Below are 22,276 nucleotides of genomic sequence, written 5' to 3'. Positions count from 1 at the left end.
CTTCGAAATGCTGATTGACCGCTACATGGACGGCGACCTGGATGCTCAGGGAAGCAACGATTTGAATGCGTGGCTAGCCGCCGACGAAGTGAATGTGCGCATGTTCGTTCGCCGTGCATTTGTGCACTGGCAGCTACGAGAGAATCTGGTTGCTGAGAACACGGCGCTCGCGCTGAGCGAGGTCGAGCCGAGCCAAGAGTCGCTGGCGTCTGCTATGTTTGGCGGGACCGCAGACGCTTCCGGCGGTTTCCGGCGATGGATGGCGCATCCAGCAGCGCTGTTGGCGGCCACAATCGCGGGCGTATTGGTTGGAGGCGTTTCCGCGTGGCAGGTGGCGACGCGGTCGGTCACGACCTTGCCTGTCGCTCGTGCGCCCGTTCAGGATTCGCTTGCACCGCGCGATTTGTACGTTGCCGAGCTAGTGAACGTCACCAATTGCCGTTGGGATACCGCCCGAAGCACCGCAGATTTGCGGACCGGCAGCACGCTACGCGCCGGCGAGTCGCTTCATCTCTTGGAAGGCGTGGCGCAAATTCGGACAGGCCTAAGCGATAATTCGCCTACAGTGCAACTTGAAGGTCCCGCAGCAATCTCGCTCGCAAGCGACGGGCCCCCTGCACTTCTTTACGGAAAGCTTACCGTCTCGTTGCCCGCGCACGCGACGCGTTTCGATTTCACAACGCCGCTCGGATGCGTCCACGTCTCTAGCGACTCGTCGGTCGGGGTGATGAGTTCGCCGAATAGCGTCGAATTGCACGTCTTCCGAGGCGCAGCAACGCTAGAGCCAGGTTTGCTAGGCGCTGCAGAAACCCAAGAGATTAGCGTCGACAGCGGCGCCTCAATGAGAGCCACGACTTCGGCGCACGGCGTCATCTCGACGGTGCACGGGAAAGCGCACGAAAGCTGGTTCGTAACGCCAGCGGCGCTGACGGAAAGCCAACTTCCTATTTCCGAGAAGTACGTCGATGCCGTCTACAACGCGAACCCTGTCGCGTATTGGCGGTTCGAGAGCGACGAGGGCGGCGTCGTTCGTAATCAGATGTCAGACCGGCTGCATTGCCGTCTGGTGGGCGACGCAGTGCGTCTTCGACCTAACTCTCAGAACGGCACTGCGGAATTCGGGCTGACGGCCGGACCTGGATACTTACTCTCGGACGATCTAATTGATCTTCCGGACGATAGCTACACGCTGGAAGCGTGGATGAAGCCGACTTACTACCACCATGGCACCATGTTTTCGCTGATCGATTGGAAGCCGTCGGAATCGCCGCTTGGCTCTCACCGTCTTGAGGTCGAATTGGTGGGCCCGGTTTCCGGCTTTCCTCAGGCGTTTCGACCAACGGAGTTTAACCCCGGCCGCATTCGCTACATCCATCAGAACTCAGAGGCCTTTTCGGCGACTCCATACATCGTGCGAAAGTGGCAGCATCTGGCTACGGTGAAAAATGGCGCCGAGATGAAGATCTATCTCGACGGAAAGCTCGTTGCTTCAAACAGGGACGAGCGACCCGTTGGCCCTCAACTTCGCGTGCTCATGGGTCAACTCTTTCCGCAGAGCCCTCACATCGAAGACGAAGTTACCTCTCGTTTGTACGTAGGGCAGCTTGACGAGGTGGCGCTATACGATCGCGCGTTAAGCGAAGAGGAGCTGCGTCGGCACGTTCAATTGGCCAAGCCAATGCTTCCTGCCGTCGACCCTGACGGGATCAACCGCGATGAGACGCTGTGAAGTTCCAACTGCATTCAATGAAGGAGGACAAATATGAAGTGAGAACGCATGCGATGGGCGGCAATGAAAGGAATAGTTGTAGGGGCAAACAGAGCAGCTTCCGTCTGATCAAACCGGATTCACTGAGGATGGCAAGCCTCGGCGCTGGTTAGGTATGTGTTTGGAATGCCGTTAACGCACCGCACGCGCGGATTGCGATAAGCGGTGCAGTACGAGCGAATCAGCTCGATTGACCGTATTTCTGCCATTCCACGTTTTACGTGTGTATTAAGCGTGGGGCTCGCACGGGCAGTCTTGAGAATCACCCGCTGTCGAACGCTCGACGATGTCCCGCTCAAATTTTGTTCAATCCGCCCCAATGACTGTTGGGCGCAACTTCTGAGGAGAACGATTCCATGATGCTCAACGCCGTGAAGGCCGCACTCGCACTCACGTTACTTCTGCTGTTCGACTCCGCCGCACATGCCGCACCGTTATTGGCCGTCGACTTCGCCAGGGACTACGAGAGCGGCGTGCAGAGCGGCTTCTCGGAGCTGACCGGCGAAACCAGTCAAACCGCCGCGACCGGGACCTTCGGCGCCTACACGGTGAATTTGACGGGGCAAGGGTTCGCTGACTCGAACTTCGGCAGCGCCGTCACGCCGGCCGTTCGCCCCCTTTTCCGTGACTACTACTACAATAACTCTGACATCAATGGCGAGGGCGTTACGCTTTCAATCACTGGCGTCACGCCCAATCATCCCTACACGCTCCAGCTTTGGTCTTACGACGCCGACCAATCGTTCAGCTCAACCGAAACGACTTGGGCGCCTTACTTGGATAGTTCAGGCACGAACGGGAGCATTACGAATTTTGCGACCCCTCGACCCGCGACGCTCAACGACCGCAGCGCCACTATTTCCGTTTCGTCGACGACAGGAACGCTCGACATCTTTGGCACGACGGCTTCAGGGTTCGGCGGTACGCGGCTCAACGGCTTTCGTCTCAACGACGGTGCTGCCGACGTCGTTTCCGTCGACTTTGGCCGACCGTTAAAGCAACCGTACCCGGTGCAAACTGGCTACACCGCGATGCGAGGGCTCGCGATTCAAGGGTCGGCGACGCAAACCATCGGTCAATACACGTTGACCGTCGAGGGCCAGGGATTTGAAGACACTTCAGATGGCAACGCAAACGCCATTGATGCAAGTATCCGCGATCTCTACCGAGGAGTTTACTACAATAACAGCGACGTTAATGGACAAGGAATTCACCTCACGATCGCTGGCGTCACGCCGAACACTGACTACGACGTCAAAGTATGGTCATACGATCCCGCGCAGTCTTTTAGCTCGACGCCGACTTTGTGGAGCCCGATGGGCAACACCACAGGCGGCACGGGTAACATCACCAACTTCGCCTTCCCTCGCCCCGCTACGATCAATGACTATAGCGCCGTCATTCGCGTTCGCTCCACGTCTAACGTACTAGAGCTATTTGGCACGACGACGGCGGGCTTCGGCGGAACACGCCTGAACGCGGTGGAGTTGAACGCAGTTAGCACCGCGACTCCCGGCGACTTCAACAGCGACGGCAGCGTAAATAACGCCGACCTTGTGATTTGGAGGAGCAACTTCGGGACGGGCAATGCCCTCGCGACAGGAGACGCCGATGGCGATCAAGACGTCGATGGCGCCGATTTTTTGATTTGGCAACGTAATTTCAGCCAAGCCGGAGCGGTGCAAAGCGTTCCCGAACCCAGCGTGCTTGCACTGGGAATCGTCGGGATGACCTTATCGCTTTGTGCAACTCGCCGGAGTCGCCTTGCTTGAACGCGAGGCGGCGTCTTCTGCGACTACCGTACCACGGCGCTCCATAAAACTTACGTTGCCTTAGGCAGTTAGGGATGTCACATGATTCGTCGTCCGCTTAGCCGCTGGTGCGCATTGAAACGCCGCGCATTAACGTCGCAGCGCGGTTTCACGCTCGTAGAACTGCTCGTGGTTATCGCAATCATCGGTACGCTCGTTGCCTTGCTTTTGCCTGCAGTGCAAGCAGCTCGCGAAGCGTCGCGACGCATGGCGTGCATGAACAACATTCGGCAAGTGGGCATTGCGTTATTGAATTACCACGACGCGACGACGCGCTTCCCGCATGGGTCGTACAACTACATCGACATCCATACATCGACGCCGTCGCCGTACGACGGCGCGCAGAATCGCCGTTGCTGGATGCAAGACGTCTTGCCCTACATGGAACAGCAAGCACTGTACGCGCGTTTCAGCGCCTTCATGAAGACGCACAACTTTGCCTACGACTTTCCCGAATGCAGCACGCCAATTTCAATGCTGATGTGCCCCTCTGATCCGGCGAACCCCAAGACGCAAACGTTCTCGTTCTCCTCGGCCGGCGTCACTGGGCCGCCGGCGTCGTTGGACGGGATGGGAGCCAGTCAGGGGTTCTCCGGGAACTACGTAACATGCTCGGGCAGCACCTATTTCAATCCGGGGCCAGCTCTGCCGAACAAGCCCGCGTACAAGAACAGCGCAGATCTTGACGGGCTGTTTTTCGCGGTATCGAAAATTCGGATGAAAGATGTGTTAGACGGAAGTTCGAACACCGCGATGTTGGGGGAGCTGATTCTCTCCCCGGACAGCGGCGACGACGATATGCGCGGGCGTTACTACAACTCCTGCGGCGGCGTCGTTAATTTCACTACCCTCTACCCTCCCAACACCTCGACGGCTGATCGTACGAACTGGTTGTCTCAGAACGCCGTCCCGGAAGCGCCAGCGTTCCCTTGCTCTCGCTGCTTTCAGCAAGACGCTTACCTATCTACGCGAAGCTACCATCAGGGCGGAGCGAGCATGGTAAATGCGGATGGTTCGGTTCATTTTGTGGCCGACGGCATCGATCCTCGAGTCTATCAAGGGTTTGGCAGCCGCAATGGCAGCCCGGATCCGAACGCCACCGAAGTCGGAGGCTCGCTATGAGCACGGCTGCCTGTTGTAAAGTTCCCTTCGCCCTGCTGCTCGTCTGGGCCGTCGGTTGCTCGCAGCCTGAGTTCTTGGAAGTTTCAGGAACGGTGAACTGGCAAGGGAATCCCGTTGAGGTTGGTGAAATCATCTTTCATCCGACAGACCCCTCAGTGAGCGCTGCCGCAGGGAGAATTCGCGGCGGCGCGTTCAAGTTTTTGAGTAAGTGCGGCAAGATGAGAGTCGACATTCAGGCGGTCCGAAAAACAGGCAAACGCGACCCCATCGAAGGGTTTGAAATTACCGAGCTGTACATTCCCGAAAAGTTCAATGCTCGCTCGGAGCTGGAGATCGAAGTGACTCGCGACGCGGAGAATCACTTCACCTTCGATCTCACTGACGGCTGACCGCTCGCGAGTCTTCTGTTTACATCCTCACCTGCGGCTTTGAATAAATTATGGAACCAATCCGAAAATATGCGCGCATTTTTTTCCTGACGCTCTGCGTGCAAATAGCGAGCGCGTACGGCGTCGACGACGTCGGCCTTGTAGGTTACTGGAAAATTGCGGGCGATTGCCGCGACTATTCAGGCGGCGAGCATCATGGAACTAACCACGGCGTTCACCTTTCGGAAAGCCTTTTCGACGGGAACGAGGCCTACATCGAAATTCCCGATGCGCCAGCGATGCAGTTCGGGAAGAGGGATTTCTCGATCAGTGCGGACGTCTACACCGATGCGGCGCTCACCGACGTCATCGGAGACATTGTCACTAAGTTCGACGGATCGGCGCGCCGTGGCCTCAACCTGACGGTGTCCGAAAGCAATCCTGGCTACAATTCGCAAGCAGATACGCGGAACGTCTTCTTCGGCGTCGACGACGGTACGACGGGACAGTGGCAAGACTGTGGACGACCCGGCGGAGGCGCAACTCACATCAGCGACGCACTGACGGTATTCGACGGCCATCTTTACGCTGGAACGACGGACGGCGAAAAGGAGTCCGATTGGGCGCACGTTTACCGTTACGATGGAAACAAGAAGTGGATTGATTGCGGTCGATTGGGCGACGGCAAGACGCGCGGCGTCTACGCCATGATCGTTCACGACGGCGAGTTGTACGCCGCAACGACTTCCAGTCATGGCCAGCAACCGCCGGAGATGGATGCAGGACGCGTGTACCGCTATCGGGGCGAGAAGAATTGGGAAGACCTCGGAGCGCCAGGTAAGAACTGCCGCGTCAACGCTCTCGCTACGTTCAACGGCAAGCTCTACGCCGCCGCGTTCAATATCAATTACACGAGCAAAGCTGAACCAGGACACTGCTACGTCTATGAGGGCGGCAAGACATGGCGTGAGTGTGGCGAATTCAATGGCTGGCCCCACTCGCTCGCCGTGAACGACGGCCGTCTTTACGCCGCCTACCCACAGGGAGAGGTGTACGAATACGACGGAACGTCGTGGCGCAATCTCGGCAACCCCCATCGCACGCACGAAGCGTGCAACCAAATCCACTCACTAGGCGTGTATCGCGGAGAGCTATACGAAGGCAGCTGGCCTCAAGGAAGAGTCGCCGTCTGGCGCAATGGCCAGTGGATCGATCTCGGGCAACTCGGCGATTCTACGGAGGTGATCGGTCTCACCGTATACAACGGCTGCTTCTACGCGGGGACAATCCCTCGCGCTGAGGTGTTCCGCTTTGATCCTGGCGACAAATGGACGTCGGTTGGGCGTCTGTACGACCCGCCTGAATTCGAACCGGCGCCGGTTGGCTCAGGCGCGCACGAAGTTCAGGATTGGACTCGCGCCTCGAGCTTGGCAGTTTTTGACGGCAAGTTGTTTTCCAGCACTGCAACATGCTATCGCGAGATGATCGATCCCGCGGTTTCCAGTGAAGCCCGCGGCACGGTGTATTCGTACGCCGCCGGGGCAGGGCTTTCACTGGACCGCGATCTCGGCGCCGGGTGGCATAGCGTGGCTGCGGTACGGCGAGGCAAAACGCTGTCGATCTACGCGGACGGGAAGCTGGCGATGACGCGCACTTGCGACGAGGATCCGCTCGACGTTTCCAACGCGGAGCCCTTACTGATCGGCAACGGCCCTCAAGGTCCGTTCTCAGGCAAGATTCGTGAGGTGAGGCTATACAATCGAGCGTTGGCCGACAGCGAGGTTTTAGAATTGGAAAAGACGCTTCCTGATCGCTGACAACCTGCGATTCTCGCCTCCAGTCTCGCCGTCAATTGGGCAACTTCTACCGCAGCGAATTGTTCGACAAGGACGATTCGGATTGTAGGCCTCGCGGAGCTGCGCGGTTGGTTGCATTTCATCCCCTCGTGATTCAACTTCGACGCTATGCCCTCGACAGTCGGGGCAACTTTTGCAGAGGCACTGACTACAGTGAATCGATCATTGCATACTCGACGCCGTTTTCTTCAGGCCGGCGCCGTCGCTGCCATGGCGACAAGCTTGGCCCGGGCTGAAACGCCGGAGTCTTCGCCGCCGCCGGTGCGAGTGATCACGCACGGCCCCAAGCACCATTGGTTTGGCTACTACGATAAGCTCGAATTTGATCCCACCGATCGTTTTGTGCTCAGCATGGAAGTCGACTTCCAGCACCGCTCCCCGACTCCTGACGATGAAATCAAGATCGGCATGGTCGATCTGGTGGACGACGACCGTTGGATCGAGCTGGGGACGAGTCGAGCGTGGTGTTGGCAACAAGGCTGCATGCTGCAGTGGGTTCCGCAGACTGAATCGACCATCCTCTGGAATGATCGAGACGGCGATCACTTTGTTTGTCGCATTATGGATGTGGCGACTCGCAAGCTACGCACGATTCCTCATCCCGTCTACGCGCTGCACTCAAACGGGAAGACGGCCGTATCCACCAGTTTCAGTCGTCTCGCGGAAGTGCGGCCTGGTTACGGTTACGCAGGCGTGCCCGATCCGGATCGCGATGATCCCGCTCCCAGCCACAGCGGAATCTCTTCGATCGATCTGACGACAGGCGAACAGCGGCTGATCCTGTCGTTAGCGGAAGTTGCGCAGTTCGGCCCTCCGATGCGGACGATGGCAGGCGCGAAGCACAAATTCAATCATCTGCTTTACAGTCCGGACGGAAGTCGTTTCGCATTCTTGCATCGGTGGACCGGTCCTTTGGGCCGCCAAACGCGACTTCTCACCGCCAAGCCGGACGGAACCGATCTGCGCGTCGTCGACGATAACGGCCTGACGTCGCATTACTGGTGGCGAGATCCCGGGCACATCCTTGCGCTTTCCAGCCATCCGCCCTACGGGATGCGGTTTTTTCTATTCGAAGACGGCGGTAAGAAAAGTATCGAGGTCGTGGGCGCCGATGCCATGATCGGCGATGGCCACTGCAGCTATCTGCCTGGGGGCGAGTGGATCTTGAACGACACCTACCCGCAGGATGGGTTTCAATATCCGTACCTCTATCACCCCCAAACCAGTCGTAAGGTGTCGCTTGGGCGCTTTCGCGCACCGGAGCAGTACGTCGGCGAATGGCGTTGCGATACGCATCCAAGATTCAGTCGCGATGGCAAGAGCGTTGTGATCGACGCGCCGAGTAGTCGCGACGGTAGGCAACTGCACTTGATCGACGTCAGCGGCATTGTGGGATGACGTCGCGGCGCGAACGCTCTGAATGCAATGTTTAGGCGCTTCTAGAGGCGTATGTCCTGCCAGCCGATCGAATCGCCGCACTATCGGATTAGCGCTCTGCGTTTGAGCGATTAATTGCAGGCCACTGAGATCCTTTTCCATGTCTTGCGACGCGTTATCTAGGATTGTTTGTGCAATCTTCTGCGCGAGTATCTCCCTCTGCAGTCGCTCGTTCGCTCAAACGACCGCTGCTGATTTGGAGAAACTGCCCGCCCCAGCCACTGAAGTTGTTGATTACGCTAACGACGTTCAACAGATCTTTGCTGCTCATTGTTATGACTGCCATGGACCTGATTCCCAAGAATCGGGCCTTCGACTCGATCTTCGTAAAACAGCGCTGGCAGGCGCCGATAGCGGTCTCGTTATCGTGCCCGGCAAAAGCGCTGAAAGTCGCCTTATTCATGTGGTGGCCGGCCTCGACGAGGAGGTGGGGCAGATGCCGCCAGAAGGCGCGGGAGATCCGCTGAGCGAGCGTCAGATCGCGGTGCTCCGCGCCTGGATCGACCAGGGCGCGACTTGGCCCGACGAGCTGGCAGGCGTCGAGCCAGAACATCCGGCGGCGGAGCACTGGTCGTTTCAGCCGATCAGTGCTCCTCAAGTTCCTGCTGTGAAGAACAGCAAGTGGGTACGAAACCCCATCGACGCCTTCATCCTGGCCAAACTCGAAAACGAGCAAGTCGAGCCCTCGCGTGAGGCAGACAGGCCAACGCTATTACGGCGAGTATCTCTCGATCTCATCGGGCTCCCTCCCACGCCGCCGGAAGTTTCCGCCTTCGTAGCTGATGAGTCGCCCGATGCTTACGAACGCGCGGTCGACAACTTGCTGCAGTCTCCGCACTACGGCGAGCGATGGGGGAGGCATTGGCTCGATGCCGCACGATACGCCGACAGCGATGGCTACGAAAAAGATCCTGGCCGCCCCTTCGCATGGCGATATCGAGATTGGGTCATTGGCGCACTGAATGTGGACATGCCATTCGACGTGTTCACCATTCAGCAACTCGCTGGCGACTTGCTCGCGCCAGCCGACGCTGAGTTTGACGGCGGAGCCAGAGTGGCAACTGGTTTCCACCGCAATACCCTGCGAAACACGGAAGGTGGCGTCGATCCTGAAGAAGACCGAGTAAAACGCACCATCGATCGCACGAACACCATCGGCTCCGTCTGGCTGGGCTTGACGGTGGGGTGCGCCAACTGCCACACGCACAAGTACGACCCTATTACGCAGCGCGAGTACTTCGGCCTTTACGCTTTCTTCAACAACTTGTCAGAAGTTGATCTTCCGGTGGCGCCGCAGGGTCAGCTTGACCGCTGGCGGAGCGACAGAGCGGAACTGCCTCAGGGACGCACCGGCCAATCGGCGGCCACGGCCGGCGAGGAGGCTTCGCGCCAAGCAGCTCGGCGAGCCGAGGATGAAAAGTACTCGTCTTTTCAGGCCATTGGGGAGGACTCGGCGTCGCGCGTTACCTACGTCCACGTGCGAGGTGATTTTCTTTCAAAAGGTCCGCAAGTTGCACCGCACACGCCAGAAATCTTGCCGGCCATCTCCTCTCGAGGCATCGCCCCGGATCGGCTTGATCTCGCTCGCTGGATCGTCAGCGAGAGCAATCCATTGACGGCGCGCGTCGTCGCGAATCGAATCTGGCAACTGCACTTCGGGCGAGGCCTCGTCAGCACGGGAGACGACTTCGGCACGCAAGGCGAGCCGCCTTCGCATCCCGAACTGCTCGAGTGGCTTGCTCACGAATTTCGTTCCAACGGATGGCTGATGAAGCCAATCCATCGGCTGATCGTCACGTCCGCCGCGTATCGTCAGTCGTCGGTTAGCCGCCCCGAACTGATGGATCGCGACCCCTACAATACCTGGCTTGCTCGCCAGAATCGTTTTCGAATCGAAGCCGAAACGGTTCGTGACGTCGCCCTCTCGGCAAGCGCGCTCCTGAACCTGTCAGTTGGCGGTCCAAGCGTCCGTCCGCCGCAACCAGCGGGCGTCGCGGAACTCGTCTTCGATAACCAAGCCCCTTGGGTCGAAAGCACGGGAGCAGATCGCTTCAGGCGAGGACTCTACACTTGGTATCAGCGCACTAGCCCGCACCCATCGCTGTCAACGTTCGACGCGCCCGAAGCCAATCTCGCTTGCACGCGGCGGGAGCGAAGCAACACCCCGCTGCAGGCGCTGACTCTGCTCAACGACGTCGCGTTCGTCGAATGCGCCCAGGCGTTCGGGCGTCGAATAATGGCAGAGTCTGGTCGCGACGCGGCTTCGTCCAGCGACGTCGTTGGCGCGCGGATCAGGTTCGCAATCAACGCGGCAGTCTCGCGCGATCCTTCAAGCGACGAGTTGCTCATTTTGCGTCGACTCTACAGCGACGCTGTGAGGCATTGCCAAATTGATGCTGTGGCGACCGAGCAGATCGTAGGTCGATTGCAAAAGGAAGAGCACACAGCTTCAGAAACGCCGATCGACGCCGAGGCCGCCGCTTGCGTAATTTTGGCTCGCGCCGTGCTCAATCTCGACGAATTTGTCACGAGAGAATAAAGCAATGTCTGCTCAACATAACGCCTTCTCGCGCACGCGCCGCCACTTCTTGACTTCGACCGCGAGCGGGATCGGGCTCGCGGCATTGGCATGCCAGTTTCGGGACGACGGACTACTAATGTCTAGCGCTGTGGCTGGAGGAACAGCGACTCCAGCGGGCGATTCGAAGACGCTCCACGCTCCGCCGCTTCTTCCTTCCGCCAAACGATGCATTTGCATTTTCATGGAGGGAGGGCCCAGTCAACTCGATCTCTTCGATCCGAAGCCGGAACTCACGCGGCTCGACGGCCAAAAGATGCCCGAGTCGCTCACCACCAATGTCCGCTTCGCTTTCATCAAGAAGGAAACGGCAACGATCATGGGTAGCCGGCGCATTTTCCGGAAGCACGGCGAATGCGGCATGGAGTTGTCCGACTTGCTCCCTAACCTCGCCGGGTGCGCCGACGATATCGCGCTCGTCCGCTCGATGCATACCGAGGCGTTCAATCACCATCCCGGCCAGCTACTGATGAACAGCGGCGTATCGCGCTTCGGCCGGCCGACGCTCGGGTCGTGGTTGTACTACGGACTTGGCAGCGAGTCCCGCGATCTGCCTGGGTACGTCGTGCTGAACTCGGGCCGCGGCACGAGCGGCGGGGCTTCCAACTGGACGAGCGGCTTCTTGCCAACTTCGTACGCCGGCGTCGTGTTCCGCAGCAAGGGCGAGCCGGTGTTAAATCTAGAAAACCCGGCGGGAATTGACCGATACCTTCAACGTCGCACGATCGACGCCGTGGGCGAGCTTAATCGCGCACATTTTTCGCAATTCGGCGACGACGAAATCAACAGTCGTATTTCCGCGTACGAGTTGGCGTTTCGCATGCAGGCGGCGGCGCCGGAGCTAATTGATTTCACCAGCGAAAGCCAAACAACTTTGGACGCGTACGGAGTCGACCGCGAAGATCCCCGCATCAAGTCCGACAGACCCGGCGGGCCTGGGCAATATCGATCGTTTGCAACTAATTGCCTCCTAGCACGACGACTGATCGAACGCGGGGTGCGGTTCGTCAACATTTATCACGCTTCGTGGGATCATCATAGCAATCTCGAAGCCGAATTGCCCTTCAATTGCGGCATGGCGGATCAGCCAGTGGCAGCGCTACTAAAAGATTTAAAACAACGTGGATTGCTCGATGACACGCTGGTGATCTGGTGCAGCGAGTTTGGCAGAACGCCCTTGGGTGAGAATCGACCAGGCTATGCCAAGGTCACGGGCCGCGACCATCATCCATTTGCATTTAGCACATGGGTTGCCGGAGGCGGCGTGAAGGGCGGTCAAGTCATCGGGCGAACGGACGACATCGGCTGGGGCGTTGTCGAGGATCCCGTCCACGTCAACGATTTCCACGCCACGATCTTGCGATTGTTCGGCATCGACCATCTCCAGCTAAAAGTGCGCTTCAATGGTCTCGACATTCGCCTGACGAACCTTGCAGGTAAAGTCGTCGACAAACTATTGGCGTAGAGATTTTCGTGGACACTGCGCACTGAACGCATCAACAGCTCTGGTGAGCGATGGATGCGCAGTGAACTTGTAAGCTCTTTCGTGCGGCAAGACTACGCCCCTCGACGGCCATCCGACTTCTGCGTCTCCTCGGCGAGACCCAGAAGTCGAAGCGAGCGATCGCGGTGATACTCCAGCGGCTAGCGGCCGTGGGGTGATCGTGGCGACTAGATGCGCTAAAGCGCGGAGTATATTGGGACTCGCAGCACAACGCCGAAGACGTCTCGGCAGGCCTTTGGAGCCGGCAAGGTAACGTTTCCGGTAGCATTGCCCAAGAAACGCCAACAGCCGCGACGAGCGCGGCTGCAAGTGAAGAGCGTGGGGCGTTGCAGAGCAACACCTCTACAGAGCGGAACGCATGGGACCCTCCCCCCTCCCTGCCGTAACCGCCTGTTGGCGAACAGTTTCGGGCTTAACGTCGATACAGGTAATGGGTTGCGCCCTTCCCATCGTCTCTCGGCAATTCCGGTTGCACCCCATCGTGGAGGTCAGCAACGAAGACAAGCCCGAGACAACTTTTTGATGCGTCGTATTACAGGGCTTAAGCTAACGCCCGTCCTCGCGGCAGTGCTTGGCGGCTTATCGCCAGCACGCGAATATCTCTGGCTAACTGCTGCCGCGTTTCCAGAGCGCTTCGCGAGCAGCTACCTCCCTCTTGCTGACAGTCTGGTTGTCGGATCGATGGTCGCCGAGTCTAACGAGCGGCACATGACCGGCAAGGTCGACGTTGAGGCGATGAATCGGTTGGCAGCGATTGGGTTTATAGCTTGCAGCGAACTATCCGCGGTACAGTGGCCGCCGGCAACAACAGTGCGAGAAGCATCGTGATGCAGCCGATCGCAATCAGCAATTCTCGGGCTGTAAAGCCACGGTTGCAGTCCTGAAGACCTTCCCGTCCGTGTGAAGTTGAATGCTCGCTTACCATATCTTACACCGGCTCGTTGTGCCGACGGAGCGTTTGTACTAAGTTCTTCGTAGTTGGGCAGCGCCGTTTTTGAGGGGCCTCAGGGGCATTCAAGGCTAACTAAGTAGTGCGCGCCTATCAGCGATAGGCGAATCAAGCCTCGGCAGAAGGTTGGCCGCTAATGCGCGCCTCAGGATACGTTCATGTCCTTGCAGCGATGCGGTGATAGACGTCAGCCAATGAGAATCGTCATGGCCATGGTCGTCGCGGCGAGAGGTAAAGCAGGTCGCATCTATGCGAAAAACCGGCAGCAATTGCTGCGGCAAACGGCTAAATGAACTTTAGTTTATGCGGCGGGTATACCTTGGTGGCGCGGGATAGGATGGGAGAAATGCCCGCATCCAGAGGCACAAACCGTAAACCTTTGACCTGCGCCTTCAGCATCGCATGGCTCACATTCTCGTCATCGAAGACCATCTCAGCCTTTTGCGGAGCGTCTCTGCGTCGCTCCGGGAGTCTGGCTGGCAGGTAGACGGGGTCCTTACTCTCGCCGAAGCCGATAGCCGGCTGGATTCGTCAATCGATCTCATCATTCTGGACCTCACGCTTCCTGATGGATCAGGAATCGATTGGCTGACTCGGCTCAGGCTCGCCGGATTGAAAACGCGCGTCTTAATTCTCACGGCAAGGGATGCGGTTGAAGACCGCGTAACTGGGCTTGATGCCGGCGCTGACGATTATCTCGTGAAACCGTTCGCACTCAACGAGTTGCTTGCGCGGGTCCGGGCGATCCTTCGTCGCGACTCCGTGCAGGAACCACATTCGCTTAGCCTCCTGAGTCTTTCAATCGATTTGGTGAACCGAAAGGCTATTCGAGCCGGCCGTCTGCTTTCTTTACAGAATCGGCAGTTTGAGCTGCTCGCATACCTGTTGAAGTTTCCCAATCAGATCGTCACGCGAGAAATGATCGCCCGCGACGTCTGGAAGGAGCAGACAGCCACGTGGACGAACGTGATTGAAGTGCAAATCAATCAACTGCGCAAACAGCTCGATCTCCCCGGCGAAACGCCTTTGCTTCACACCGTTCGCAATCAGGGCTATGTGCTGGGAGAGGCGTCATGAGGGGCTTGTCGATCCGCTGGCGGCTCACTCTTTGGTATGGGTTGTCCATTGCCGCAGTTCTAGTCGCATTCTGTCTCTTGCTTTTCATTTTGCTACGCCAGCAAATTGTCGCTCGTGTGGACGATGGACTTGCCGAAGAGGTCAAGGAAGTTGGCTTGGAGGTCGAACTAGCCAGCAGCGCCGATGGCTTCAATACCGCAGCCCAGGCGAGGTTTTCTCAGCACTCGTTCTATAGGTTTCTCGTACGAGACAGCGCCGGTCGTGGGGTCTTCACAAGTCCCAATTTCGCACCGCCATCCGCGAGTATGAAGAAGCTTGGCATCCCCAACGGCCAGATTCGCTTCGCTGCATTGGACGATGAGGCAGGGGAATCGCATCGCGTGGCCATGCAATCTATTGCGAGCGCCTTCGGGACGCTTGATGTATACGTCTTTCGCTCCCTTGCGCCCCTAAACGCTGACCTGGCAAGCTTGAAGTGGATCATGACGCTGCTGCTGCCGGTAGGCGTCGCGTTCTCCCTCGGCATCGGTCATTTGCTAACCGGCCGCGCGCTGGCGCCCGTACAGCAGGTGATTGAAGCTGCGAACTCCATCAACATCAGTTGCCTTGATCGGCGGATCGACGTCCTCAACCCTCATGACGAAATCGGCCGTCTTTCGCTTTCTCTTAATTCGCTGATCGCAAGACTTGAGCGTGCTGTGAGCGAAATCCGTCGATTCACCGCCGATGCCTCGCATGAGATTCGCACACCGCTTGCGACATTGCGGATTGAAGCTGAGAGCGCACTGCAAGCCGACCGGCCGGCTGAAGAGTATCGGCGGGCGCTCCGCGTCGTCGTCGACGAGGCGACAAGACTCAGTAGATTGACCAATCAGCTACTACACTTGAGCCGCTTTGACGCGGGCATCATCAGCTCCCAAACCGACATAGTCCAACTCGACGCGCTCGCGCAGGACGTGGCCGACCAGCTACGGCCGCTGGCTGAGCATCGCGGCGTCGACCTGGCCGTTCATCTCGATCAACCCGTCGAGGTGTTAGGCGATGATATTCAACTCAGCCAAGCGTTGTTCAATGTGCTGGACAACGCCGTCAAGTACAGCCTGTGCGGCGGCAGGGTCGAATTGTCGATCAGCGCCACGAGTGCTGAGGCCGCGGTGACTGTCAAAGACTCAGGCATCGGTATTCCGGCGGAGTACGTACCTCACGTCTTCGACCGATTCTTCAGGGGGACCCAATCTCGGGAGCTTGACGGCGATGGGACTGGGCTAGGTCTCGCGATCGCGCGCACGGCGATCATGGCACATGGAGGCGAAATCACGCTGCAAAGCTCTCAGGAGCAGGGAACGGTCGTACGCATCAGCATTCCACTAGCCTCACGACCTGAGGCGGCTGCGCAGATCCAAGCCGCTGCGCCGGAAAGATAGCGACCTCAGAAGAATCACCTCCGCTTCGCACACGAACTCGAACTGCCATGATGCCCAATAAGTTGCTTTCCCTCGTGACAGTGGGGGCGATTGCCGCCGCAGCACTCACTCTGTGGGGCTGTGGCGACAAGCCCGCCAAATCCTCGGGTGAATCTGAAAAGTCCGCAAGCCATGCTGCGGCCGCGGCAACGATCGACGAAGCGTCGCTCAATGTCGTTCAACTCTCAGCGGCGGCGGCTCAGCGGTTAGGACTGGAGGTCCAAGCGATCGAGCAACGAAACATGCCACGGCTCAAGCCTTATGGCGCCGAACTGGCGCTTCCGATCGGGGCGGCGGTTGTCGTCACTTCACCGCTGGCCGGAACCATTCAGGTCAGGTCCGGCTCGAAGTTTCCGCAAATCGGCGAGGCCGTGACCGCAGAACAGCCGCTCTTGCTCTTGATGCCGATGCTCACGCCGGAGCGAGAGGTGCTTACGCCTGCCGAGAGGATACGGTTTGCAGAGGCAAAAGCCACTGTCGCGCAAAGCCAGATTGATGCGGACGGCTTATTTCAGCAAGCGGCGGTGCAAGTAGAAGCGGCCAAGATCGCACTCGCGAGAGCTGAGCGCTTGCATCAGGACAACGTCGGGACGCTCCGCGCCGTTGATGATGCCAAGGCACAGCTCGACGTAGCGGTCAAAGCCCATGATGCTGCCCGCCAGCGAAAGGCGTTAGTCGATAACATCAAACTCGACGAAGAAGCGGGCACGTTAGAGCCCCTAACGATTACTTCGCCGCTCGCAGGCATCGTTCGTGCGACGCAAGTACAACCGGGACAAATCGTCTCAACCGGCGCGCCGCTCTTCGAAGTGATGAACGACGACAAGATGTGGGTAAAGACTCCAATCTACGTCGGCGAGTTGGAGCTGATCGACGCCAGCGCTCCGGTGCGAGTGACTGCGATGAACGGCGCCCAAAGCGATAAGGACGTCGAAGCCCGCCCGATCTCGCTGCCGCCTACGGCAGTGCCGCTTTCATCCTCAGTCGACGTCTACTACGAAGTCGATAATTCCGATCACCGTTTCCGCCCGGGCGAACGCGTTGTCGCCTATCTCCCGCTCAAGGGCCAAACCAAGGTAGACGCAGTGCCATGGTCGTCGGTCTATCACGACGTGTACGGCGGGCAGTGGGTTTACGAGGACCGCGGCGACTATCGTTATGCCCGCCGCCGAGTCGAAGTCGGCTGGGTACAAGGAGGCTGGGCCGCCCTGCTGAGGGGGCCTAGCGTCGGAACGCGGGTTCTCGTATCGGGCGTCGCTGAACTCTCAGGCGTTGAGTTCGGTTTTGCCAAGTAAGTGCGTTACCGTCCCATCATCGGTTGAGATCTCTAGGGGATTGTTATGCGTTGGCTTGTAGAAGCAGCACTACGACTTCGGATCGCGGTCGTCGCAGCCGCGGTGCTGCTAGTCGTAGGCGGTTTGCGCATGATCCCGAACATGCCGCTCGACGTGTTTCCTGAGTTCGCGCCGCCCTACATTGAGGTGCAGACTGAGGCGCCGGGGCTTTCCGCCGAAGAAGTCGAGAACCTCATCACGTTTCCGTTGGAGAACTCCCTCGTGGGCACGCCGGGGCTTGAGACGCTCCGCTCGAAGTCGGTGTTGGGCCTATCGTCGATCCGCTTGCTGCTCAATGAGAGCGCCGATCTCTACCGCGCCCGGCAGCTGGTGCAGGAGCGGCTGGCCGTCGAAGCGCCGAGGCTGCCTGCGGTCGCGCGTCCCCCGGCCATTCTTCAACCTCTTTCGTCCTTGAGTCGCATGCTCAAGATCGGCATGTGGTCGGATAAGCTCACGCAGCAGCAAGTGTCGGAGCTGGCTGTCTGGACTATTCGGCCACGGCTGATGGCCATCCCCGGCGTCGCCAACGTCGCGATCTGGGGGCAACGCGACAAGCAGCTACAGGTGTTGGTAGATATTGATCGCTTGCAATCGCATCAAATCACCCTCGACGCGGTCTTGCGCGCTGCCGGCGACGCCGTGGTCCTAGACGCCGGCGGGTTCGTCGACACTCCCAACCAGCGGATGGCTGTGCGGCAACTAGCGGCCGTGGAAGACCCGGAAGGCTTGTCGAACACCGTCGTCGCGTTCAATCAAGGCTCGCCCCTGACGCTGGGCGAGGTGGCCGACGTGCGCTTCGGTACGCCGCCGCCTATCGGCGACGCGATCATTAACGACCAACCCGGGATTCTGCTGATCGTCGAGAAGCAGCCGGCCGCCAACATGCTCGAAGTGACGCGAAACGTCGAGGCAGCGCTCGACTTGCTCAAGCCAGGTCTTCAGGATGTCGAGATTGATTCGACGATCTTCCGTCCGGCGACGTTTATTGAGCGATCAATCGACAACCTGACTCACGCGCTGATGGTCGGCTGCATCCTCGTCGTGATCGTCCTGATTGCCTTCCTCTACGATTGGCGGACGGCAATCATCAGCCTCACCGCTATCCCCCTGTCGCTCATCGCTGCCGTTCTGTTGATCAACTGGTGGGGAATGACGATCAATACGATGATCATCGCGGGGTTAGTCATCGCGCTCGGCGAAGTGGTCGATGATGCCGTGATCGACGTAGAAAACATCGTCCGGCGACTGCGACTCAATCGCTCCGCAGAGAAACCGATGTCGAGCTTTCGCGTCGTGCTGGAAGCGTCGGTGGAAGTGCGAAGCGCCATCGTCTACGCGACGGCGATCATCATCCTCGTCTTCCTCCCGGTCTATTTCCTCGAAGGGCTGCCAGGGGCATTTTTTCGACCACTTGCCATTGGCTATGTCTTGGCCATCCTTGCGTCGCTTGCCGTGGCGGTTGTCGTTACCCCGGCGATGTCGTTGATTATGCTTCCGTCGTCCACGACGACTGATCACGAGCCGCCGCTAACTCGGATCATTAAAGTGCCATACCGACGAATCCTGCCTTGGTTCGTCGTGCGTCCGAAGACGGCAATCGCCACTCTCGCCGTTTCCTTCGTGTGCACGATTGCGTTGGTGCGCACGCTCGGCCAGGAGTTCTTGCCTAACTTCAAAGAGACCGATTTCCTGATGCATTTCGTCGAGAAGCCGGGAACATCGATCGATGCCATGGACCGCATCACCGTTCGGGCTAGTCGCGAGCTTAGGTCAATCCCCGGCGTGCGAAACTTTGGCAGCCATATCGGCCGCGCAGAGGTGGCCGATGAAGTCGTTGGTCCAAATTTCACGGAGCTGTGGATTAGCATCGATGAATCCGTCGACTACGACGCCACGCTGGCGAGAGTCGAAGCGGCGATCAATGGCTACCCCGGTTTGTACCGCGACGTGCTCACCTATCTGCGAGAACGCGTCAAGGAAGTGCTGACCGGCGCCAGCTCCAGCATCGTGGTCCGCATCTACGGTCCCAATCTCGATGAGCTGCGATCGCATGCACAGCAAGTCGCAGCCGCGATCAAGGGAATTCCCGGGGTCAGCAATCTGAAAGTCGAACCGCAAGTCCTGGTGCCTCAGGTCGACGTACGGCTCAAGCCCGCTGCGGCTGAACGGTTCGGGCTAACGGCCGGGCAGGTACGTCGCGCCGTCACGACGTTGTTACGAGGCACGAAAGTCGGCGAGGTCTACGAGAATCAACAAAAGGTCGACGTCGTGGTATGGGGCGCGGAAAACGCTCGCACCGACTTAACGTCCCTGCATGACCTTCAGATTGACGTTCCCGCAGGCGGGCATGTGCCTCTGCGCGAGGTGGCCGAGATCGGCATCGTGCCGGCTCCCAATGAAGTGAAGCGCGAGAACGGGTCGCGGCGAATTGACGTTACCTGCGATGCCAAAGGCCGGGATTTAGGCTCGGTCGCGTCGGAAATAGAAACCGCGGTGAACAATGTGCAATTCGCGCAAGGATATCACCCGGAGTTCCTTGGCGAGTACGCGGAACTGCAAGCTTCTCAAAAGCGATTGTTGCTGCTTGGCGCTCTAGCGATGGTCGGCATCATCCTGATTCTGTACGTCGATTTTCAATCCATTCGCCTGACGATGCTCGTGTGCCTCACGATTCCCTTCGCGTTGATCGGAGCCGTCGTCGCGGTATGGCTCGAGGGAGGAGTCCTGTCGCTGGGATCGCTGGTGGGATTCGTCACCGTTTTGGGAATCGCTGCTCGCAACGGCATCATGCTGGTGAGCCACTACCGACACTTAAACGCATCGGAAGGCGTTCCATTCGGGATGGAACTCGTCCTGCGCGGAGCGGAAGAGCGACTCTCGCCAATCATCATGACCGTGCTGACGACCTCGCTTGCACTCGTCCCGCTAATCATTTCCGGGAACAAGCCTGGCCATGAGATCGAGTACCCGCTCGCCGTCGTAATCGTGGGCGGGCTCTTCACGTCGACGATACTGAATTTGTTCTTGCTGCCGCCTCTTTACTTTGCTTGGGGCGGGGGCGAATCCCCCAGCGTCGAAGAGTAAGCAATGAGCGAGTTCTTGATGAGGTCGCTCGTCAAAGTCAAACCAGCCTGCCGCGATTGCCACGAGTGATAGCACTTCTTCGACTGTTAGATTAACTCTTAATTACCGAGAGCAATCGAACTGATGGCAACGATCGCTTTTTCGCGAATGAGTGAGAGGACAAAGGAGGCGCCTGGGGCAGCTCCTTCACCGGTCACGACGACTGCGAGAGCGTGGAATGGGTTTGTTTTACCGTCGCGTTGCGATTCTGGCTTTGGGGGCCTTGTGCGGCTGCAAGTCTGGCAAGACCACGGGTTCGGGATACTTTTCTCATTCCACTACCGTTGCCGCTGAGCAATCGACGACGCCGAAGGAGTCAGGCTCGGCCCAGCCTCCGACTGCGGACATTCAACAGGTGGCCGCCGAACTGCCCGTCGCCCCCGAAGTCATTGATCCGGGGATGCCAGACCGAAAGGCGCCGGCTGACGAGCGATCGCCGCTGATCGACGCACTTTCCATCTCACTGGCGCAAAATCCAGATCTAATCGCGCGGAGGCAATCAGAAGGCGTCGGCGTGGCTGCCGTTGGCGTGGCTTACACCTACCCGTTCAACCCCTTCGTACAGGTCCAAGCGACCCCGTACCAAGAGAACAAAGGCACGACGGCGCACTATGTATTGCTCATGCAGCGCATTCAGCTGGCGCATCAGCAGCAATATCGCGAGGAATCGGCAGAGGCGCTGCTGACGGGTATTCGCTGGAACATCCTCCAGGCGGAACTGCAGACGGTATCGACGACCTCGCAGCTCTACTTCACGATGCTCTATCGGCGCGGTTTGCGTGATATTGCGAATGCTAGCTACGAGAACAACCGGCTGTTGCTCGATTCAGCGGAGAAACGATTGAATGCGGGCGACGCCGCAGCGTCAGATGTTGCAACCGTTCGCTTCGACGCCGACGCGACCCTCCAGCAACTGCAACTTGCAGAGACGAACTATCAATCAGCCATTCGCGATTTGCTTCGCCAACTCGGCATGCCTGCGAATGCGACGTACGAGTTCGACGGCGACATTCGCAAGATCCGCTGGAGGCTTCCGAGCGAGGTCTCCGGCACTGCCATGCACTGCCAGCCCCTGGGCATTGGACAATCGCAAGTGCTGGACGAGACGTGGGTGCGCGGCTGGACCTCCGCGCGGCCAGACGTCATGGCAGCGCGTGCTAACGTAGCGGCCGCTCGCGCGAGTTATCGTTTAGCAGCGGCCAACCGAGTGCCCGACGTGCAGGTTGGCCCCTACTACCAACAAACCCCAGATGGGGACTCGCACGTTGGCTTTCGGGCCGACATGAATTTGCCGGTCATCGATACCGGCGTGCCCATGCAAATGCAACGGTCCGCCGAGCTAAATCAGCAGTCGATTACGTGGCAGCAACTGGATATCCGGGCCGGCCTGGAGGGCCTTGCAGCATCCGAGCGTTACAAGCAGGCGTTCTTGGCACTGGAACGCGACCCCGCCAAAGACCTATTTGAACTCCCAGCGGAGCTCGAATCACTGGAAAGACAGTTCCGCGAAGGCGAGGTGGATGTCGTACGGGCGATCCAAGCCAGAACCAGCATGCTGCAGAATCAGCGGGCACGCCTCGACCTGATCAACGAGGCCGCACAGTCCGCGGCGATCTTGGTCGGCGCCACCGGAGTTCCAATTGAGCAGTTGATCGAACCCTAGAGCAGCCTCCCCCCGTGCGACCACTGAGATCGGGAGCGGCGAGACCCCTTGGGCTCGTCAAAGGCGTTGTCTCAATGAGACTGCGGTCTTCTAACAGCTCAGACAGATGTGGGCGACAACGCGACCGTGCGACTGGTCGGCTTCTACATCGCAGCTAGCGGCGGTCCATCGCTCTTCCGCAGCGGAATCAGAAAGAAACCAACACCGCGGTAGAGAGTGGATC

14 protein-coding genes are annotated in these 22,276 nt (G+C 58.7%); all 14 read left to right on the top strand.

What is annotated here, in order from left to right; translation table 11 throughout:
* The first annotated feature begins 7 nt into the window (after positions 1 to 7).
* Positions 8 to 1,729 (top strand): LamG domain-containing protein, encoded by a 1,722-nt coding sequence (locus ACQY7R_RS11205; RefSeq protein ID WP_428305685.1) that lies wholly within the window; start codon positions 8 to 10, stop codon positions 1,727 to 1,729.
* A gap of 395 nt (positions 1,730 to 2,124) precedes the next feature.
* Complete coding sequence (locus ACQY7R_RS11200) at positions 2,125 to 3,540, top strand: hypothetical protein (protein WP_428305684.1); 1,416 nt, start codon at positions 2,125 to 2,127, stop codon at positions 3,538 to 3,540.
* A gap of 81 nt (positions 3,541 to 3,621) precedes the next feature.
* Positions 3,622 to 4,701, top strand: coding sequence for a DUF1559 domain-containing protein (locus ACQY7R_RS11195; RefSeq protein ID WP_428305683.1), 1,080 nt, complete (start codon positions 3,622 to 3,624; stop codon positions 4,699 to 4,701).
* The gene (locus tag ACQY7R_RS11190; protein ID WP_428305682.1) at positions 4,698 to 5,090 is read left to right on the top strand and encodes a hypothetical protein; all 393 of its coding nucleotides are present in this window, start codon (positions 4,698 to 4,700) and stop codon (positions 5,088 to 5,090) included. Before ACQY7R_RS11195 ends, ACQY7R_RS11190 begins: the two co-directional genes overlap by 4 nt.
* A gap of 98 nt (positions 5,091 to 5,188) precedes the next feature.
* A complete protein-coding gene (locus tag ACQY7R_RS11185; protein ID WP_428305681.1) occupies positions 5,189 to 6,886 on the top strand; it encodes a LamG-like jellyroll fold domain-containing protein in 1,698 nt (565 codons plus the stop codon).
* 249 nt (positions 6,887 to 7,135) lie between these two features.
* Entirely contained in the window at positions 7,136 to 8,323 is a 1,188-nt protein-coding gene (locus ACQY7R_RS11180) for a hypothetical protein (RefSeq protein ID WP_428305680.1), read from the top strand.
* A gap of 139 nt (positions 8,324 to 8,462) precedes the next feature.
* A complete protein-coding gene (locus ACQY7R_RS11175; protein WP_428305679.1) occupies positions 8,463 to 10,901 on the top strand; it encodes a PSD1 and planctomycete cytochrome C domain-containing protein in 2,439 nt (812 codons plus the stop codon).
* A gap of 4 nt (positions 10,902 to 10,905) precedes the next feature.
* Entirely contained in the window at positions 10,906 to 12,405 is a 1,500-nt protein-coding gene (locus ACQY7R_RS11170; RefSeq protein WP_428305678.1) for a DUF1501 domain-containing protein, read from the top strand.
* Positions 12,406 to 12,966: 561 nt separating this feature from the next.
* Positions 12,967 to 13,272: a hypothetical protein gene (locus ACQY7R_RS11165; RefSeq protein WP_428305677.1), complete on the top strand. Its 306-nt coding sequence runs from the start codon at positions 12,967 to 12,969 to the stop codon at positions 13,270 to 13,272.
* A gap of 523 nt (positions 13,273 to 13,795) precedes the next feature.
* Positions 13,796 to 14,470, top strand: coding sequence for a response regulator transcription factor (locus tag ACQY7R_RS11160; RefSeq protein WP_428305676.1), 675 nt, complete (start codon positions 13,796 to 13,798; stop codon positions 14,468 to 14,470).
* Between the two features lie 5 nt (positions 14,471 to 14,475).
* Positions 14,476 to 15,894, top strand: coding sequence for a sensor histidine kinase (locus tag ACQY7R_RS11155; protein WP_428305675.1), 1,419 nt, complete (start codon positions 14,476 to 14,478; stop codon positions 15,892 to 15,894).
* A gap of 47 nt (positions 15,895 to 15,941) precedes the next feature.
* Complete coding sequence (locus tag ACQY7R_RS11150) at positions 15,942 to 17,228, top strand: efflux RND transporter periplasmic adaptor subunit (protein ID WP_428305674.1); 1,287 nt, start codon at positions 15,942 to 15,944, stop codon at positions 17,226 to 17,228.
* Between the two features lie 45 nt (positions 17,229 to 17,273).
* The gene (locus ACQY7R_RS11145; RefSeq protein WP_428305673.1) at positions 17,274 to 20,351 is read left to right on the top strand and encodes an efflux RND transporter permease subunit; all 3,078 of its coding nucleotides are present in this window, start codon (positions 17,274 to 17,276) and stop codon (positions 20,349 to 20,351) included.
* Between the two features lie 394 nt (positions 20,352 to 20,745).
* Positions 20,746 to 22,053 (top strand): TolC family protein, encoded by a 1,308-nt coding sequence (locus ACQY7R_RS11140; RefSeq protein WP_428305672.1) that lies wholly within the window; start codon positions 20,746 to 20,748, stop codon positions 22,051 to 22,053.
* Positions 22,054 to 22,276 lie beyond the last annotated feature (223 nt).

It is taken from the genome of Lacipirellula sp. (assembly GCF_965279485.1).
Taxonomy (GTDB): domain Bacteria; phylum Planctomycetota; class Planctomycetia; order Pirellulales; family Lacipirellulaceae; genus Lacipirellula.
This window is presented reverse-complemented; position numbering and strand designations above follow the sequence as displayed.

Excerpts from the sequence above, each read along its gene's own strand:
- ACQY7R_RS11205 (WP_428305685.1), top strand. The coding sequence starts at position 8 with ATGCTGATTGACCGCTACATGGACGGCGACCTGGATGCTCAGGGAAGC.
- ACQY7R_RS11200 (WP_428305684.1), top strand. The coding sequence starts at position 2,125 with ATGATGCTCAACGCCGTGAAGGCCGCACTCGCACTCACGTTACTTCTG.
- ACQY7R_RS11195 (WP_428305683.1), top strand. The coding sequence starts at position 3,622 with ATGATTCGTCGTCCGCTTAGCCGCTGGTGCGCATTGAAACGCCGCGCA.
- ACQY7R_RS11190 (WP_428305682.1), top strand. The coding sequence starts at position 4,698 with ATGAGCACGGCTGCCTGTTGTAAAGTTCCCTTCGCCCTGCTGCTCGTC.
- ACQY7R_RS11180 (WP_428305680.1), top strand. The coding sequence starts at position 7,136 with ATGGCGACAAGCTTGGCCCGGGCTGAAACGCCGGAGTCTTCGCCGCCG.
- ACQY7R_RS11175 (WP_428305679.1), top strand. The coding sequence starts at position 8,463 with ATGTCTTGCGACGCGTTATCTAGGATTGTTTGTGCAATCTTCTGCGCG.
- ACQY7R_RS11170 (WP_428305678.1), top strand. The coding sequence starts at position 10,906 with ATGTCTGCTCAACATAACGCCTTCTCGCGCACGCGCCGCCACTTCTTG.
- ACQY7R_RS11165 (WP_428305677.1), top strand. The coding sequence starts at position 12,967 with ATGCGTCGTATTACAGGGCTTAAGCTAACGCCCGTCCTCGCGGCAGTG.
- ACQY7R_RS11160 (WP_428305676.1), top strand. The coding sequence starts at position 13,796 with ATGGCTCACATTCTCGTCATCGAAGACCATCTCAGCCTTTTGCGGAGC.
- ACQY7R_RS11150 (WP_428305674.1), top strand. The coding sequence starts at position 15,942 with ATGATGCCCAATAAGTTGCTTTCCCTCGTGACAGTGGGGGCGATTGCC.
- ACQY7R_RS11145 (WP_428305673.1), top strand. The coding sequence starts at position 17,274 with ATGCGTTGGCTTGTAGAAGCAGCACTACGACTTCGGATCGCGGTCGTC.